This is a genomic window from Micromonospora sp. CA-240977, assembly GCF_050942285.1.
Classification (GTDB): Bacteria; Actinomycetota; Actinomycetes; order Mycobacteriales; family Micromonosporaceae; genus Micromonospora.
This window is the reverse complement of sequence record NZ_CP192055.1, coordinates 2,061,501-2,078,527: the sequence shown is the minus strand read 5'-3', so window position 1 is coordinate 2,078,527 and position 17,027 is coordinate 2,061,501. Positions and strand designations below refer to the sequence as shown.

Below are 17,027 nucleotides of genomic sequence, written 5' to 3'. Positions count from 1 at the left end.
TCGCCTACGTTGGGTGCAACGTCGGCGATGAGGAGAGTCGCAGATGACCGCACCATTGGGACATCCGGAGCCTTCCCTCGACACGCAGCAAAACCTGGCGGCAGCGCTGAAGGAGCTGATGCTGGCGTCCTACACGCTGCGTGCGGCCGAACGCGCGACCACCGAACTGCTGCGGTCCCAGGATGGACTGACCCCGTACGACAAACAGCTCCAGGTCGTGCCGAGGAGCACACTCCAGGCCGTCCTTGCCGGCAAGCGCCTCCCGAGCGAAGCCGCGCTCCGTACGCTGCTCAGGCTTCCCCGGCTGCGTCCTCGCCCCAATGAGGATTACTGGCTCGACGCCCTGCGTCGCTTACGGTCCACGGTTCCGGAGCGCGCCGTTCTGCGCGTGGGTGAGGCCGATCCCATCAAGCTGGGAGTGCACCCCGCGATCGACGGCGCGGCTGCGCCCCGCACGATCCTGCCTCCGTACGTCGAGCGCGATGCCGACATCGGCCCCGGCGGGATCCGCGCCACGATGGCAGCCCTCGCCGAGACCGGCGGTTTCCTTCTCGTCACGGGCAACTCCGCGGCCGGCAAGAGCCGATCACTGTACGAGGCCATGCTGCGTCTACTCCCGGATTGGCGGCTGGAAGCGCCACTGGACGCCGACTCGCTGACCGCGCTGGACGGCGAGATCTCCACCGAGACCGTCATCTGGCTCGACGAGTTCCGCCTCTTCCTGAATGCGGACGACGGGGTGACGCCGGCCCTGCTCAAGCTCATGATCGAAGGAGCACCACAGGTCGTGATCGTGGGTACGCTCTGGTCGCAGACGTACGCCGCGATCATGAAGGACGACGGCACGGGGGGCGACGCAGCCAAGGCGGCGCAACGCCGCCTGATCGAGCTCGCGCACGTGGTCGCTCTGAACGACTCGTTCACCGCCGACGAACGTACGCGCGGGGAGGAGGCGGCACGGCAGGATGATCGGATCGCCGCGGCGCTGCGCTCGGACGACTACGGCACCACCCAGGTACTGGCGGCGGCACCCCAGCTGGTAGCCCGATGGCGGCACGCCGACGAGATCAGCCGAGCCCTGCTCGAGGCCGCGGTGGATCTCGCTCGGCTCGGTGGCCGGGACAGCCTCACGGTCGAGATGCTGCGAAGGCTGACGCCGCTCTACTGTTCCCCACGAGTGCGGGCCCGGGCCGGACCCTCCTGGCTGGACGACGCCCTACGCTACGCGACCGAGAAGCTGAACGGTGCCACCGCGACGCTGGAGCCCCTGGCCGAAGACATGGGACAGGTGTCTCGATACGTCGTCGCCGACTACCTGTTGCAGTATGCGAGCAACGCGCGCCGCAACGTCGTGCCAACGGCTGAGGTATGGCGTTGCTACGTGGAACACCTGCCATCGACCGCCGACATCGTGGAGGTCGCGGATCGCGCGTACGGGCGCGGCCTGCTCCAATTCGCCGAAGGGCTGCTCAGGCGGGCTTCCTACGAGAGCCCGACCGGCCGAATCCGGCTGGCGCGTCTGCTGGAAACGCAGGAACGTTGGCTGGAGATGCTCACGGTGCTGAGGCAGGCCGTAAGCGCGTCGGACGACGGCGCCTGCCACGACCTGGCGACCCTGCTGCTGCGCTTCGGGCGGGAGGCCGAGGGTCTCGATCTGCTGCGGCTCGGCGCGGACCGCGGCGAGGAGGAGTCCAGCCTGCTGCTGGCGGAGAAACTGGAACAGGCCGGCGCACTCAGCGAGGCGGAGCGGGTGTTACGCAAGGCGGCCGAGGCGAGCACCGAGGACGCGGTCACCGCGCTGGGTTTCTTCCTGGAGCGGCGCGACATGATCGGTGACGCCACCCAGTGTTTCGTCTATACCGCGAACCGATACCGGAAGATGGATCAGCTTTTCGAGTTTCTGGAGCGGACGGGACGCGAGGCCGAGGCCAGCGCCCTGCGGGCCCAACTGGCCCAGGTCAACGAGGCCACAAGCAGGATCGACCCCGAGACGGTTCCCGAGGTCTTCCGTTACGCCGGCATCGACGGCGACGGCCTGCCCGCCGGCAGGTGGACCAAAGAAGGCACCGGCCTCACCCGCGACGCCAGCACTCTCATCTTCCGGGTCAGGCCGCCTGGCCGGGTGCTCGACGGTATATACGGATGTCCTCTGTTGACCGGAATCTCGGTTCAGATCGGCGAACTCGGAGAACGCGACGACGGCACGCCCTTCATCGTCGAAACTGTTCGCGAGGTTTACCTCTCCGCAGAGGTGAAGCGTCTCCTAGCCTCGGCGGAGAGCACCGACACGGCCATCGAGATGGTGCGAGCACTCCCCCAGCAGAGTCCCTGGACCAGAAATGGTCTGGCGAGAATGCTCGCCCACAAGGGCGACTACGCGGGCGCCGTGAAACTGGCCCGCGAGGCGTTCGACCGAGGCGACATCTACGCCGGCAATCTGCTCGGGTTCATCTACGAGAGCGCCGGGGACCGCGCGGCGGCGACTCGTGCCTGGGCGCTTGTCGTCCTCACCAGCGGCGGGTTCGAGGCGCAAACCCGATTCGGCCAGCTGATCAAGGAGGACGCCGAGTCGAGCGCCAATTACGCGGCGTACGGCCTGACCCTGGACGGGGAGGTGGCGCAGCCGTGGCCGTTGGTGGCGCGGGCGGATCTGGAGATCGGCAAGCTGGCTCGGTCCTACTCGGCCGCGGAAAGCGACGAACAACGGACGGCGCTCGCGGCGGCGGCGCAAGAGCAACTGAACGCGATCTGGGACTGGTACGAGTCCTTGCGCGACGACAGCCACCCGCTGGACTTCGTCTACTCGACCCGTGGTGTGGCCAACGCGCAACGCACCTGGCACCTGATCGACGACTTCTGGACGACATCGTTCGCGCTGATCAGCATGCTGCGCGAGCATTACGCCACCACGCCCGGCTACTGCCAGGACTGCTACGTCTTCCTGATCCTGGAGGTGATCAAACACTTCCTCGATGGCGGCACGATCGGGCCGGTCGCCGACCTCGTGCCCGATCTGCGGGCCGTACTCTCCGCTCCGCGCCTTGTCGTCGACGTCCGTCGACGATTCGTGGAGACACTTTTCGTGATCGGTGTCGTCGGCGTGCAGGAGGGACGTCACGCAGACGCGCTGGAAGCGCTGAACGCCGCCGTGGCCGGCTCCGGGGCCGCGGTGCGGCACCGGGACGACCGGCTGGCCGGGTTGCGAGCCCGGGCCCTGGCCGTACGCTTCGACGCCCTCGCCGGCCTGGACCTGAGCGATGACGACGCCCAGGCCGCCGACTGCCGGGAGATCATCGAGTTGGTCGACGGCCTCACGAGCCCCGACGAGCGCGCGGGATGTGCCGGAGCGCTCTGCGTCGCCCTGATATTCGGCGCGCAACTGACCGACGATGTCGACCAGGCCGCCCAGATGCTGGCCAGGTGCCGTAACGATCTGACCTCGCTCCTGTCGATGTCGGCCGAGCCCAGGGTGAGGCTGCTCTTCACGCAGGCCACCGTTCTGCAGGCCGGCGTCATGGTCGAGCTGGAGGACCTGACAGCGGCGCAGGATCTGCTGTCGGAGGCGCAGCGGACCGCCGAGGGCCTGGACATCGAGGTGCCAAGTCTGCAGGAACTGACCGAAGATGCTTGACACGGTCAACGGCCCTCGCCCGGGGTCGGCCGCCCGTTGCGGTGCCGGCGACGCGCCAGCAGGTCGCCCGCGACCTTGACGACGGCGGTCAGCAAGTTGAGCGCCGCCGCAACCACTGCCGCATCCTGCGGATTCACACTCATCGGAACTCCTCACCGTGGGTCGCCGTTCGGCGTTTGAGGAGAGCGAACCGCGGCCCACGGGTGTCCCACCACGTGCCGGGACAACCGTGGACAGCGAGCCGGCCGACACGGTCAGAATGTGGCCGCAAGGCCCGGGACGCTGCGTCGGTGGCATCGACGTGGGAGATCGAACTCATTCCCGTACAGGTGACCAGGGCCGGGAGCCGGCTGTCCGCCTCCGCCTGGATGCCCCGACGCGGTGGCCTCCACCTGCTGCGTGACACGGCGCGCGGGTGCCGAGCGGAGGTGGTCGGGTGCCGTCGTCAGGCGTGGAGCGGTGCGGGAGGCAGCATCATCGGGCGCTCGATGCGTCTTCTTCGCTCCAGATGGAGACGACGTGCCCGTCTCCGTACTTCTCGATCACGCTGGTTTCCGCTTCATCGAGGGACCTGGCGAGAATGCGCAGGCGAATGCCGGGCTTGTCTTCGATCCAGATCAAGCCGGCGTACTCCCGCATGGGCAGGCTCTTGTCGGCGTCGTCCCAGCAGGCGTTGCCGAACGGGCGCTCGCTGCCGTCCTGCCGGGTCACGCGGCACTGCTCCGGGTCGAGCCGCGAAACGGCTTCCCGGTTCTTGCGGCACTGGGTCGGCTGGGGCACAGCTCTCCCCTTCCCGGCCTTTCAGCGCGAAGCTGGGGCACGAGGTGAGACGCGCCCGGACGCGCGAATGTACAGCACCCCTGCGGACCGGCTGCATCCTCGCCACCCACGCCTCTAGGGACCATATCGTCCAACTAATTCTTCAGGGATGGCCGGAGCGACACCTTCGCTCTGGCTTGGCTGCCTGCGAGTATTCACCACATCCGTGGCATCGGCTTGATTCACAGAGTGGACTTGACGGACCAGTTTCACTCCGACTAGGTTCGGGGCGTCCGACTGGGTGCCTCCGCCAGCGACGAACTGTCCGGCTTGCCCACCGGCGCCACGTCCACGGACACCGCGCCCCTGCCGGGGCACCGGGGGCTGCCCACACAAATCGCGATTCGGCGGGGAAGGGGCCAACTGTCATGAGTGAGCGTTTCGAGGGCCGTAAAGTGGTCGTCGGCGGCAGCAGCGACATGGGCCTTGCCACGACCCGCCGAGTCACCATCGTCGACGTTGACGCCATGGCGGGCCGCAACTGACCCTCGAAACGTAACGTCGGGGGTCGCGCCAGCAGGGCCTCGACCCCTGGCATCGCCTTACCGACGATTTCGCTGTCGCGCTCGTTCCTCGACACCCTCGCGCCACAACCGCTACCGATCAACGTGGTGGGACATCGAGGCCTGGCGCCGCTGATGCTTGTGAAACGAAACGTGCACCTCGTGACCGTGCGAACGAGGACTGGATACAGGGAGGCGCCGAATGTTGGCGATCGTAGTGACGGACGAGGCCGCGGGAATGGCCGGGATGACGCTGGCGGAGCGGCCCGAGCCGGACGCGGCGCTGAACGACGTCGTCGTTCAGGTTCATGCGTCGGGATTCGTCCCGACAGAGTTGGCGTGGCCCTCGACCTGGACCGATCGCCTCGGCCGTGACCGGACGCCGTCGATCCCCGGGCACGAGCTGGCCGGAGTCGTCACCGCTCTCGGCTATGGCACGACCGGACTGTCGGTGGGACAGCGCGTGTTCGGCCTCACGGACTGGAATCGCGACGGCACCCTGGCGGAGTATGTGGCCGTCGAGGCGCGCAATCTCGCCCCGCTGCCCGGCGACGTCGACTTCACGGTGGGCGCGAGCCTGCCGATCTCGGGCCTGACCGCGTGGCAGGGACTGTTCGAGCACGGCCGCCTTCAGGCGGGGCAGGGTGTCCTCGTGCACGGCGCGGCCGGCGCGGTCGGTTCAATGGTGGCGCAGCTCGCACGTGAGGCCGGCGCTTACGTCATCGGCACCGGGCGCGCCGCCGACCGTCAGACGGCGCTCGACTTCGGCGCGCAGGAGTTCGTCGACCTCGAGAACGACGTCCTCGAAGATGTCGGCGGAGTCGATCTGGTCTTCGACGTCATTGGCGGGGACATCGGGAAGCGGTCCGCGGGCCTGATTCGAGCCGGAGGAACCCTGGTGTCCGTCGTCGGGCCGCCGGAGGCGCGACCCGCCGACGGCCTGGCTGTCGACTTCGTCGTCGTGTCCGATCGCGCTCAACTGGGTGAGGTCGTCCAGCGGGTCCGGGACGGACGACTCCGGACGAACATCGGCCACGTCACGGCCCTCGACGACCCCGCCGCTTTCAGTCCGCGCGAGCGGATCACCGGGAAGAAGATCATCCGCGTTCGTCCCTGAGAATTCGGGGACAGCATGCGTTCTGCCCTCCTCGTGGATCAGCGTCAACCCGTGGCCAGTTCGGGCCACCCGTACCGGAAGACGTCAGGGGACTCGTCCGCTATCTGGGCGGGCACCCGGCGTAACCGGCGCCATTGCCGACGTCGACATCAGGGCCGGCTGTGATTGACCCCCAGACGTAACGCCGGGATCACACCCGCTGGGCTGCGGACCTCGTACACGTCCGCAGCCCGGTCCCGCCGGGAGAGCGGCCGGGGGCGCGTTCAGACGCCAGGACGCGTGCTCAATGCCCGTGCCCAGTTGCGTGCGATCGAGGGAAAGCCGGATCCAGAACGTCGGCGTACTCCGGATGAGCATCGACGAATGCTGCCGTGAACGGACACGTGACGGTGGCGGTCTTCCGCTGCCTGCGCAACTCGTCGAGGACGCCGCTGATGAGCCTTGCGCCTACTCCCCTGCCCCGAAACTCGGGGAGCACGGATGTCGCCAACAGAATGACGCGGCCCCCGACCTGGCTGTAGACGAGCCCAGCGGCTGTCCGGCCCCCGATCGCGGCCTCGTAGATCCCGAGTTCACTGTTGTCGGTGATGACGAGGTCGTCCGCGTCGGACGCGGTGGCTCCCGACAGGTTTGAGCCACGCGAATCTTCCCCGGGACTGGTCAACGTGATCATGACTTCGTCGTTGCCCGCCATGTTGTCTCCTGAATCTCGCGTCTGGTCGGCGACCTGGGTGTGCCCAGTCAGCTCGGATAAAGCGGTAGGAGTACTCCGCCTCGGACTATTGGGTGACCGACGTCGGACGTCGGCTACGTCTGGTTGCGTCACGACTGAGCGGATTCTTAGCGCTCAGGCAATCGGCAGCGGGAGGCTGAGGACGAGCGACCCGCGCAGGTCGACCAGGACACGGCCGGCCGTGCGCACCATGCGCATGACGACGTCCCCGCAGCCGGGACATCGGGCGACGAGGCCGGGCGCCCGGTCGAACACGCGCATCGCGGCCAGCGGACGGGGCGTCCGGCACCCGGCGCAGGTGAGCTCGGCAACGGTGAGGTCGGTCCCCATGATCTCGCCGAGCGGTCCGGCGAGGGCGTTACCGTCCACCCAGGGTGCGTCGTCGGCTCCGACGTTCGTGGTCGGCATGGTCATCCTCCGGTGGGTCCGAAACGTTCGGTGCGGATGTTCGCCGGATCGTGGCCGATGTCGACGAGGAGGTCGGCAACCGCCTCCACGAATCCGGTAGGCCCGCAGACGAACGCCACAGCGTCGGCATCTTGGGGCCAGGCGACGCGGGCGAGGGCGTCGGCGTCCAGTCGTCGGGGTGGGGTTGGCCAGCCGGCGGGCGCGACCCTGGTGTAGACGTGCGTGACCGCGACGTGGCTATCGTCCGCGGCTCGCGCAGTTGCAAGATCGGCGGTGAACAGCGCATCGAACGGGGATCGCGTCGAGTAGAGCAGCCTGGTGGGACTCGTCGCCGCACGCACCATCGACATCAGCGGTGCCACGCCGGACCCGCCGCCGATCAGCAACGCCGGGCGCGGATCAGCGGGTCGGCGCACGAACCAGCCGCCGAGCGGCCCACGAATCTCGAGCTGGTCACCCGGCTCCGCAACGTTGACAAGGTACGGCGAGACCTCACCGTCGGTCACCGCCTGGACGGTCACCTCGAGGCGGTCGGGCCCCGGGGCGGACGAGATCGAGTAGCTGCGGTACGCCGTGTAGCCGTCGGGAGCCGTCAACCGGACGTCGACGTGCTGGCCCGGCACGTGACCTGTCCAGCCGACGACGTCGAGGACCAGGGTCCGCGCCGTCGCAGTCTCCGCGCGGGTGGCGGCGACGGTCGCCGGCTGCCAGGTCAGTCTGCCAGGTATCGCTGCTCGCGCCATGGGTCCCCGTAGTTGTGGTAGCCGGCCGTCTCCCAGAACCCGGGCTCGTCGTCGAGACGCAATTCCAGAGCGCGCAGCCATTTCGCGCTCTTCCAGAAGTACAGGTGAGGAACGAGGAGACGAGCTGGCCCACCGTGCACCGGAACCAGCGGCTCACCGTCGAACTCGTACGCCACCCAGGCCTGGCCGTCGAGCAGGTCCTCGAGCGGGATGTTCGTGGTGTAGCCGCCGTAGGAATGGGCGACGACGTACTCGGCCGCAGTCTCGACGTCGGCCAGCAACGTGTCCACCGAGACGCCCCGCCAGCTCGTGCCGAACTTGGACCAGTGCGTGACGCAATGGATGTCTACGGTCGGCTCGTCGGTAGGGAGGGCTGTGAACTCCGTCCACGACCACGTGCTCCGCAGGCCGGTCTCGGTGACGACAACAAGCTCCCACTTGTCGAGGGCGATGCGCGGTGTCGGTCCCGCGGACAGCACCGGGAAGTCGTCAGTGCGGTACTGGCCGGGCGGGAGGTCGGTGTCGTCGCGTCTGCGGCCACCGAAACCGCGTGTGATCAGTGCCATGTGCCCTTCCCGAGGTGTCCGGTCGGCCGCGATCCCGCTGCCGCCCGTGCCTCCACTCGGCCGGTGGATGTCGATGTGGTGCCCGCCCATGACGTCATCGTCAGCGAGGGCCCCGGTGCTGAGATTCTCCGCGGTGGGAACGTCATCGCTTGCCTCCACCGCATGCCGTCTGGACCATCAAGTCCAGAGTACGCTCGCCCGGCACCGGCCGGCAAACCTCGGTGCACATCGGCAACTGGGGCAGAAGCTGTGCGTATGACGTTCCTGGCGTGCGTGGTTTGCTTGCCGGACAGCTCTCCCGGCGAAGAATAAAGGACTATGACGTCCATTCGGCACACTAGGGTTCGTTCCGGGTTGGTTCGGTTCGGCCGGACCGCGAGATCGTGGAGTTAGCCGGACGGTTTCGAGAGGAACGATTTGATGTGTTCCAGCGCCATGTCCAGGGCAACTTCCATGGGTGCGACGTCGTGCGCGGCGTTCGCCAGCAGGTAGCCGCCCTGCAAAGCTGCCATCAACCCCGTGGCCAACTTTTCCGGGTCGGCGTCCTGGCGCAGGGCGCCGCTGTCCCGCATGCGGTGCAGACCATCACTGATCAGTTTTTCCCATGCCGCAAACGTCTCCGACAGCATGGATCGAGCCTGCTCATCCTGGTCGGACAGCTCGACAGCCATCGACCCGAGACCGCACCCGTACTTGCCGTTGTTCAGCGAGTTGGCCTGGACAAGCGCGTTACGCCAGCGGACCAGCCCTGAGAACGATCTCAGTCGTTCGAGCCCTCCACGCTCGCGCTGAAGCACAAGCGCGCCCCGGTATCTGACCAACGCGCGCACGAGCTCCTGCTTGTCGGCGAAGTGGTGGTAAAGCTGAGACTTGCTCGTCTGGCTTGCCTCGCGGACGTCGTCGAGGGTCGTCGCGTTCACTCCGCGCACGAACATCAGCCGGTTCGCCGCCTCGAGGATCCGCTCCCGCGTCGCGGCACCCCGCTGACTGATCCTCCGCTGCCTCGTCGGCGCAGCCACCTGCTCGTCGCCCATCGGTCAAGTGTATCCAGCGCCGCGGCTCGGATAATCCAAGAAGAATGGGACCTTGGAGTCCATCTGATCTTATGGTGCATTGACGTGCTCGGGAAGGACGAACATGTGCTTCGCCAGCTTAGCTGAGCGCATGCCGGCACCGGGATCATCAACAGGGTAAGCCTATTGTTGGACCATATGGTCCTCATTAACCAAGCTGCCCAAAAATTGCGCGCTGCGGCGTCGTGAGCGGCGCGCCGGGGGTCGCCGCACATCGCCGACCGGCGGACCAGATCATCGAGCGCGGCGACCACGAGGAGTTGATGGTGCTCGACGGCCGGTACGCCGCACTGGCGCGACGGCAGACCCCGCGGTTGGCCTAGCCAGTGCGGGCCAGGTAGCCGACAGCCGCCAACCCGACCGGGCGCTGCCGCTCCCGACGGCCTCCGGCGGCAACGCCCACAGCCCCGGCCGGGAGCCTCGCCATGCTGTCCTACCCCGCCACGACCCCGTTGTTCAGCCGGGCCCTGAACCACTCGCCGATCGCACTCGCAGCCACCGCAAGCAGCGCCGCCCTGGCTGATCTCGCGGCGGCGACACCTACGCCCGCGATTGCGGATGCCGGCGATGATCCTGGAGATGCCGGTGCACACGCAGCTGGCTACCTGCGTGCGTGGCCCCGCCCTAGGCATAATGGCGATCATGGAAAATGATCTATTGCTTGCTCGCCGTGCTGCTCTGACCGGCGCCGCAGTGGGTCTGCGGTACTTTGCAACCCTCGCTCAGCTGCCTCGGGAGCTCAAGTCGGACGGCAGCGTGGTGACGGAAGCTGATCGCGCTGTCGAAGCGGCTATCCGAGAGGTGTTGGCCGACGCGCGGCCCGACGATGCCGTCCTCGGCGAAGAGGAAGGGCAAAGCGGTCGGGGCAGGCGCCGTTGGATCGTTGACCCGATCGACGGGACCGCTTTGTTCATCGCTGGTGACGACCGGTGGCTGGTGCTCGTCGCGTTAGAAGAGGCTGGCGAGATCGTCGTCGGAGTGGCAGCGGTACCCGCTCAAGGGAGCATCTGGTGGGCGCAGCGGGGCGGCGGAGCATTCCGAGCGGACTTCTCCGGACCGACGGCGATCGACGAGCGACGGATCACCGTCGACGTCGATAGATGGGACGCCCTACCCGGAAGTCGACTCGGCGTGATCCCCACCGACGACGAACTCCTCCCGGCTGAACGCGAGATGATAGCGCCGCTGAGCGTCATGACATCGACCGTGCCGTGGAGCACCCATGCCGCGCTGCTAGTGGCGAGCGGAAAGTTGGACCTCGCCATCCAGGCTCGGGGACAGGTGTGGGACTACGCAGCCACCTCGCTCATCGTTGAAGAGGCGGGCGGGCGCTACAGCGGGCTCGACGGGCAGGCACAGCCCACTCCCGGGCCAGCTCTATTCGCGCGCAGCGGCCCCATGCATGCCGCAGCACTCGAAGTCCTCAGGAACGGCGCTCATCCATCGACCGAAGGCCGATAGCCAACTTGGCCGATCTTCTGTCAGGTCGACGGGTCCGGCCAACCTGCCCGATGGGCGATGGATGCGACGCATCCGCAGCCACCGCAAGCAGCGCCAATCGCGGTGGCGGCGTCTGGAGCCCGGCCGGCAAGCCCTGCTCGCCCTGGCTCATCTCCGCAACGGCGACGCCTACGTCCGCCTCGCGGCCGGCTTCAAGATCGGGGTCGCCACCGCCTGGCGCTACGTCCAAGAAGCGATCACCCTGCTCAGCACATCCGCCGACGGCCTGGACACCGCGATGCGGCGCATCCGCACCCTCGCCTACGCGATCCTGGACGGCACCGCCGTGATCTTTCGCTTCAAGGTCATCTATCGTCTTCCTCGTCCTTTGCCCACCGCCCCCGCTGCCGATCAGACGAAGGTCGGCTCGCATGGTGGAAAGACACGCCGGAGCGATGAGATTCGGCTGCCCCCATCCTATCGGTCGTCTCGGTAAGGCCTGCTCGTTCTCCCCGCACTATGGCGCCCTGGCAACGCGTTGACCTGAAGTTTTAGCAAGCATCGACGACGCGGCTGATCAATGCCCAGCGCCGGCAGGTCGGTCTCGGGCGAGGGAGTGTTGCTGGTGGCGGTGCAGGCCGGCGCGAATCCGTGCCCGTACCGATGCACACCGAGACGCACGCACCGATTCAGGCTGCGACCAATTGACTGGCGGCGGGGCTAACCGTCAGGACCGCATTAAGTCGCAGATCAGTAAATCCGCTTTCGTCTAAGAGCGTGTTCGAGAAGTGTCGGTCGATGGCGGCATGCTGTTGCCGGTGGCAGGAGGATCGCCTGTTCCTCACCGTACGATTCCGGTAGTGCACCTGGTTGTGACCGTTTGGAGGGCGTCGAGGTCGCGGCGCAGGTCCGCCACGCGCGCCTCCGCCTCAGCAACCAGTGAGTCGGAGACCCGCGCCCAGTCCTGCGCCGACGGCTTCTCGGGTAGCGCCTGGAAGACGTCGGCGATCTCCCGGACTGTCAGCCCGACTCGCTGAGCGAGTCGGGCGAACCGGATGCGGCAGGCGGCGTTCTCGTCGAACCGGCGCTGGTTCCCGGTGGTTCGGCGTGCGTGGATCAGACCGTGCTCTTCGTAGAAGCGCACCGCGGACGGAGCGACGTGGCTCGCGTCGGCAACGTCTTTGACGGTGAGCGTGAACGATGGCGGGGCCTGCGTCGTGGTGGTCATGTTCCTAACATGCTGCAACGCGCTCTTGACTTCAACCTTTGTTGAAAGTCCAGCATCAGCTGTATGCAGATCCCAGGAGACAGTGGTGGCCCAGGGGCCGCGACCGTGCCGGTCAGCGAGAACGCGGGCACGCAGTCCCGCCCGTCGGCGGAGCAAACGCAGGTGCTTCCAGAGCGCGCTCTCAGGCTGGCAGTCGTAGTTGCGAGCGTCCGCGAGGGCCGTCTTGGCGCCGCGGTCGCCTCGTGGTTTTCCGACGAGGCGAAGAGGCACGGTCGATCTGATGTCGATCTGATCGACCTTGCAACCGCCTCGCTCCCGCTGGGGCTCACGAACGACCCCCCGTCTGAGCTGATGAATGTGACGTCGAGGCTGGAGTCGGCCGACGCGTTCGTCGTCGTCACCCCCGAGTACAACCACAGCTTTCCGGCGTCCATCAAGAGCCTCATCGACTGGCACTTCAGCCAGTGGCGCGCGAAGCCGGTCGGCTTCGTCTCCTACGGCGGACGATCGGGCGGGGTACGCGCGGTCGAAGCCCTCCGGCTGGTGCTTGCCGAGATGCACGCCGTCACCATTCGGGACACCGTCAGCTTCCCGATGGTCTGGGAGACCTTCGGAGAGAACGGCCGGCCGGTCGACGAAGAAGAGTCCGCAGCGGCGGCGCAGGCGCTGCTGGACCAGCTCGCCTGGTGGGCGACGGCCTTGCGCCAAGCTCGCACCAGATCGCCCTACCCGGTGCACGCATGACCCCGAACGATATCGAAGGAGCAGTGATGGCCCTCCCGATGCAGGCCGACGCCAACCAGGTGGCCGCGTACTGGACGCGGCTGGCGTACGAGTCCATCATCCGGTTCACCCGTGACGAGCAGGCCAAGCGCGGCTTCACGCAGCCGCAGTTCTGGATCCTGCGCCACCTATCCCCTCACGACCTCGCACCTGACGACGGCGCAGCAATGACCATTCCCCAGCTTCAGCAAGCCATGACGGAGTACATCCGCCACGACGACGACCTCGCGAGCGAAGCCGAGGTGCTCCTTGGCCTCGGATGGCTCCAAAAAGATCACGACGGCTGCCTACGAATCACCGATGCCGGCGAGGCAGCTCGCCTGCAGATGAAGCAGTCCGCTCCCGAGATCCGGGCGCTGATCCACCGCGACATCGACGACGCGGACTACGTCGCGGCGCTGAGAGTGCTGCACAAACTCATCGCCAACACCACCCTGGTGCCGGAGACGGAAGCCGTGAAGCTTGCTTGAGAAGCGCTCGGGCCTTGCCCGGTGAGCAACCAAACCCCTCAGGACGCCCCCGGGGGTAGGGCCTGCCCCACCCGCGACATTCCCGCTCACCGGCTGTCACCTGGATTTGCCGCTTCATAGGGTCGGAGGGAGCCATCGAATTCGATTTCCTGGTCGTCGTTACGGGGGTAGCCGCGTGAAGTTCTCCATCAAAGACCCGCCAGTCGTGAATGAGGGGTCGTCCGGGACGTTCTCCCGGATCGCCGACGTCGACGCGCTACGCGCCGTGGCGCTGCTCCTCATCCTGATTGTCAACATCGCCTTCTTCGCCTCCGGCTATCCCTTCCATCTGGTGGCGGATCCCGCCCACGACTCGTGGGGCGACCAGGCGGTTCGGTGGCTGGTCGAGCTGCTCTTCGCGATGAAGGCGTACCTGCTCTTCTCCTTCCTGTTCGGCTACAGCTTCACGCTCCAACTCGACTCCGCCGCACGGCGCGGCGTCGACTTCGCTCCCCGGTTCCGGCGACGGCTGGTCGGGCTCTTCGTGCTCGGCATCCTGCACGCGGTGCTGCTGTTCCAGGGCGACATCCTGACCACGTACGCACTGCTCGGCCTGGTCCTGCTCGCCATGCGACGAGTCGCCGTCGGGACCGCCCTGCGCGCCGCCGTACTGCTGACCGGCGGGATCGGTTTCGTCCTCGCGCTCGCCGCCGTCGGCGGGACCCAGCTGGTCACCGACCCGGCGACGGCGCTCGCGGCGGGGCAGCGGTCCACCGAGGCACTCCAGGGCGGGATCGGGTCGGTGGTCGCCGAGCACGTACGCCAACTGCCGGCGATGCTCGGCACGCTCCTCGTGCAGGGGCCGCTCGCCCTCTCGGCCTTCCTCTTCGGCTACGCGGCGGGGCGACGCCGGCTACTCACCGACGTCGTCGGGAACCGGCAGCTCCTGCGCCGGGTGCAGCAGCTGGGCTATCCGATCGGCCTGGCCGGTGCGGTGATCTTCGCCGCGGGTGGGGGCACCTCCAACCTGACCGGGCTGACGGCGGGCGTACTCACCGCGCCGCTGCTCGCGGCCGCGTACACCGCCACCGTTCTCCAGTTTTTCCAGACCAGCCGGGGACGGCGGGTCGTCGCCGTCCTCGCGCCGGCCGGACGGATGTCCCTGTCGAACTACCTGGGTCAATCGCTGCTCTGCGTGCTGGTCTTCACCGGCGTCGGACTGGGCCTCGCCGGCACCGTCGCGCCTGCTGTCGTCATCCTCATCGCGGTCGCCATCTACGGTGCGCAGCTCGCCGCCAGCGCGGCGTGGATGGCCCGGTTCCGGTACGGACCGGTGGAGTGGCTGTTGCGGGCCTGGACCGAGCAACGGTGGCCACGGCTCCGCGCCGCCGACCCGGTCTGACGGTTCCGCCAGGACGATCAGGCCAGGATGCCAACCCGGGCGTGGACCCCCGCAGGTGCCCGAGGCCACTTGCGCGCGGAGTTCGACAGGACGATGTGCACCTCGCACCCACCGAATTGGTCAGAGCTCGCTGCTCCCAGCATGGCCTGTGTCCCCGGGACTCCACCAGCGGCGCGACGCCAGCGCGGCCAGTCCCGCGCCGGTGGCGTTGAGCAGCACGTCGTCCGCCGAGGACACCCGGTCCAGCTGCAGGACGTACTGCGCGGCCTCGACCAGGATCGAGCAGCCTGCCGCGAGCGCCAGGATCCGTGGTACCGACGTCAGCGCCGCGAACCGCAGCGGGGCGAAGAATCCCAGCGCCGCGAACACCAGCAGGTTGGCGACGACCTGGCCGGTCAGCTGCACCGGCCCCCGGTCGGCGAGGATGGTGAGCAGATCCCGCACCGGTATCAGGCTCACCCCAGCCCGGTCGCCCGGCAAGATGATCATCCATATCCACGGCACCGTCCCGTAGACGATGCCGACCTCGGCCAGCGACATCCGCCACGCGCGTGCGGGCGTGGTGCCGGTGGCACTGCGACGACGTTCCAGAGCCCACACCGCCAGCGCAGCCACGGGCAGGGCGGTCACCGTGACGGAGACGACACCGGTGAACGTACCGAACCAGTGGTGCCAGTCCTTGAGCATGCCGACTCCGCTTCCGTCCGACAGTGGATTCCATCCGGGCCGCCCGTGCCCGGCGGCTGGCAGCCGGCTGCCGCCGGGCTACTGCTGGGCTGGGCGTGGGCCTAGCAACGAGAACGTCAGGAGATTCGTGTCAGCCACCCCCACCAGGCCCGCCGTCGGCGGACGAGGCCCCGGTGATGGCTTGCATCTCCCGCTGAGTCATCTCCTGCAGTGGCGCGCCGTCGCTGTTGCTGAGGATGACGCCGACCCAGCCGGTGTTCGGGTAGATGCTCCAGTTGGCGCCGACGCCGGGGTCGGCGCCAGCGCGCGCGAACACCCACTGACCGCCGGCGATGCGGATCGGGATCCCGTACGCGCCGAACGACGTCGGTCCGTGGGGAACCTTGGCCCCGGTGAGCACGTCGGCCCAGGGCCGGTCCAACACCGTGCCGTCGCCCAGCGCATGCGCGAACCGGACCAGATCCAGCGCGGTGCCGAAGCCGCCGTTCCCGGGAGAAGCGATGAAGCTACGACCCGGGTTCCTACCGAGTACGTACGGGTACGGGCTGCTCTTGTCCAGGTTGCGGACCGCGTCCACCCGGCTGCCGTCGGCCAACATCATGTACGGGTGCGCGATGTGCCTGTCGGTGAGCCACTGTGGCCTGGTGTAGAACCCCGACCCGGTCATGCCACAGCGCCGGAAGATGTTCTCCTCGACGTAGTCCCAGTAGGTCTTGCCGGTCACGGCCTCCAAGATCAGCGCGGGGATGACGATCTCGGCGCCTGAGTGATCGGTGGGAGTGCCGACGGGGGCCACCAGCTTCGACTGTCGGGCCCACTGCTCGTAGTACTCGTGCACCTGCTCCCGGCTGCCGAAGACGCGTTGCACGTCCTCCTCCGGGGTGTTCATCCCGGAGACGCCGGCGAGCATGTGGTGGATGGTCACCCGCTCCGCGATGTCCTTGGCGAAGCCGGTCAGGTATCTGCCCACGGTGTCGGTCAGCTTCAGTTTGCCCTGCTGCGCCAACTGCAGGATGGCCACCGCGTTGAACGGCTTGCCCGCCGAACTGAGGCTGAAGGCGACGCCCTCGTGGTTGCGGATCCCCTTCTCCTTGTCGGCCATGCCGTAGCTGCGGGACAGGACCGTGCCGCCCCGGTGCGACAGCAGCACCAAACCGGAGAACCTACCCTCGGCGGCCAGTTGCGCCACGTACCGGTCGTAGGCTCCGCCGGGCAGGGCGGCCGGCGGGATCCGGTCGTGCCTGGACGGGCGGGTTGCGGCCGAGCCGGCGTGACCGATCCCGGCGCTCACCAGCGGCACACCGGCCGTCACCACACCGGCGGCCGCCACCCCGCCCCACGTGAGCAGCCGCCGCCGGTCTACACCAAATGACGAATCCGAATCCATGATCGCGGTCCTTTCCGATCGACGAACCGACCGTTGCAGGTCTACCGGCGACCGAGTA

General features: G+C 67.8%; 17 protein-coding genes and 1 pseudogene. 8 read left to right on the top strand and 10 right to left on the bottom strand.

Features of this window, described 5'->3' with window-relative positions:
* The first annotated feature begins 43 nt into the window (after positions 1-43).
* Positions 44-3,631 carry a tetratricopeptide repeat protein gene (locus ACQPWW_RS09730; protein ID WP_433131206.1) on the top strand — a complete coding sequence of 1,196 codons (3,588 nt, stop codon included), beginning with the start codon at positions 44-46 and terminating at the stop codon, positions 3,629-3,631.
* Positions 3,632-3,636: 5 nt separating this feature from the next.
* Here the strand turns inward: ACQPWW_RS09730 and ACQPWW_RS09725 are convergent, their stop codons facing one another.
* Both ACQPWW_RS09725 and ACQPWW_RS09720 read right to left on the bottom strand, forming a co-directional pair.
* Positions 3,637-3,774, bottom strand: a complete 138-nt coding sequence (locus ACQPWW_RS09725; RefSeq protein ID WP_433131204.1) for a hypothetical protein — start codon at positions 3,772-3,774, stop codon at positions 3,637-3,639.
* 331 nt (positions 3,775-4,105) lie between these two features.
* On the bottom strand, positions 4,106-4,411 hold the full coding sequence (locus ACQPWW_RS09720) for a hypothetical protein (protein WP_433131202.1): 306 nt from the start codon (positions 4,409-4,411) through the stop codon (positions 4,106-4,108).
* 744 nt (positions 4,412-5,155) lie between these two features.
* Between ACQPWW_RS09720 and ACQPWW_RS09715 the strand changes: the two genes are divergently transcribed.
* Positions 5,156-6,070: an NADP-dependent oxidoreductase gene (locus ACQPWW_RS09715; protein WP_433131200.1), complete on the top strand. Its 915-nt coding sequence runs from the start codon at positions 5,156-5,158 to the stop codon at positions 6,068-6,070.
* 283 nt (positions 6,071-6,353) lie between these two features.
* On the opposite strand, the gene ACQPWW_RS09710 is transcribed toward ACQPWW_RS09715, so the two are convergent.
* The 5 genes from ACQPWW_RS09710 to ACQPWW_RS09690 all read right to left on the bottom strand — a co-directional run bounded on the left by ACQPWW_RS09710 (position 6,354) and on the right by ACQPWW_RS09690 (position 9,554).
* The gene (locus ACQPWW_RS09710) at positions 6,354-6,764 is read right to left on the bottom strand and encodes a GNAT family N-acetyltransferase (protein ID WP_433131198.1); all 411 of its coding nucleotides are present in this window, start codon (positions 6,762-6,764) and stop codon (positions 6,354-6,356) included.
* Positions 6,765-6,917: 153 nt separating this feature from the next.
* Entirely contained in the window at positions 6,918-7,211 is a 294-nt protein-coding gene (locus ACQPWW_RS09705; protein ID WP_433131196.1) for a DUF6510 family protein, read from the bottom strand.
* Between the two features lie 2 nt (positions 7,212-7,213).
* The gene (locus ACQPWW_RS09700; RefSeq protein WP_433131194.1) at positions 7,214-7,954 is read right to left on the bottom strand and encodes a ferredoxin reductase; all 741 of its coding nucleotides are present in this window, start codon (positions 7,952-7,954) and stop codon (positions 7,214-7,216) included.
* Positions 7,924-8,520 carry a sulfite oxidase-like oxidoreductase gene (locus ACQPWW_RS09695; RefSeq protein WP_433131192.1) on the bottom strand — a complete coding sequence of 199 codons (597 nt, stop codon included), beginning with the start codon at positions 8,518-8,520 and terminating at the stop codon, positions 7,924-7,926. The genes ACQPWW_RS09700 and ACQPWW_RS09695 overlap by 31 nt, the downstream gene beginning before the upstream one ends.
* 389 nt (positions 8,521-8,909) lie before the next feature.
* Positions 8,910-9,554, bottom strand: a complete 645-nt coding sequence (locus ACQPWW_RS09690; protein ID WP_433131190.1) for a TetR/AcrR family transcriptional regulator — start codon at positions 9,552-9,554, stop codon at positions 8,910-8,912.
* Between the two features lie 224 nt (positions 9,555-9,778).
* Here ACQPWW_RS09690 and ACQPWW_RS09685 point away from each other — a divergent pair, with 224 nt between their 5' ends.
* The 3 genes and pseudogenes from ACQPWW_RS09685 to ACQPWW_RS09675 all read left to right on the top strand — a co-directional run.
* A complete protein-coding gene (locus ACQPWW_RS09685; protein WP_433131188.1) occupies positions 9,779-9,916 on the top strand; it encodes a hypothetical protein in 138 nt (45 codons plus the stop codon).
* Positions 9,917-10,160: 244 nt separating this feature from the next.
* On the top strand, positions 10,161-11,054 hold the full coding sequence (locus tag ACQPWW_RS09680) for an inositol monophosphatase family protein (protein ID WP_433131185.1): 894 nt from the start codon (positions 10,161-10,163) through the stop codon (positions 11,052-11,054).
* A 61-nt stretch (positions 11,055-11,115) separates the two neighbouring features.
* A pseudogene (locus tag ACQPWW_RS09675) lies at positions 11,116-11,376 on the top strand (helix-turn-helix domain-containing protein); the annotation flags it as partial.
* 498 nt (positions 11,377-11,874) lie between these two features.
* On the opposite strand, the gene ACQPWW_RS09670 reads toward ACQPWW_RS09675, so the two are convergent.
* On the bottom strand, positions 11,875-12,261 hold the full coding sequence (locus ACQPWW_RS09670) for a MerR family transcriptional regulator (protein WP_433131183.1): 387 nt from the start codon (positions 12,259-12,261) through the stop codon (positions 11,875-11,877).
* A 63-nt stretch (positions 12,262-12,324) separates the two neighbouring features.
* Between ACQPWW_RS09670 and ACQPWW_RS09665 the strand changes: the two genes are divergently transcribed.
* The 3 genes from ACQPWW_RS09665 (at position 12,325) to ACQPWW_RS09655 (ending at position 14,895) form a co-directional block, all read left to right on the top strand.
* Positions 12,325-13,005, top strand: coding sequence for an NADPH-dependent FMN reductase (locus ACQPWW_RS09665; protein ID WP_433131181.1), 681 nt, complete (start codon positions 12,325-12,327; stop codon positions 13,003-13,005).
* Positions 13,002-13,514, top strand: a complete 513-nt coding sequence (locus tag ACQPWW_RS09660) for a MarR family transcriptional regulator (RefSeq protein ID WP_433131179.1) — start codon at positions 13,002-13,004, stop codon at positions 13,512-13,514. Before ACQPWW_RS09665 ends, ACQPWW_RS09660 begins: the two co-directional genes overlap by 4 nt.
* 205 nt (positions 13,515-13,719) lie before the next feature.
* Positions 13,720-14,895 carry a DUF418 domain-containing protein gene (locus tag ACQPWW_RS09655; RefSeq protein ID WP_433131177.1) on the top strand — a complete coding sequence of 392 codons (1,176 nt, stop codon included), beginning with the start codon at positions 13,720-13,722 and terminating at the stop codon, positions 14,893-14,895.
* Between the two features lie 120 nt (positions 14,896-15,015).
* Here ACQPWW_RS09655 and ACQPWW_RS09650 read toward each other — a convergent pair whose 3' ends face one another.
* Positions 15,016-15,582 (bottom strand): VanZ family protein, encoded by a 567-nt coding sequence (locus ACQPWW_RS09650; RefSeq protein ID WP_433131175.1) that lies wholly within the window; start codon positions 15,580-15,582, stop codon positions 15,016-15,018.
* Between the two features lie 130 nt (positions 15,583-15,712).
* The gene (locus ACQPWW_RS09645; RefSeq protein WP_433131173.1) at positions 15,713-16,969 is read right to left on the bottom strand and encodes a serine hydrolase domain-containing protein; all 1,257 of its coding nucleotides are present in this window, start codon (positions 16,967-16,969) and stop codon (positions 15,713-15,715) included.
* Between the last annotated feature and the right edge of the window lie 58 nt (positions 16,970-17,027).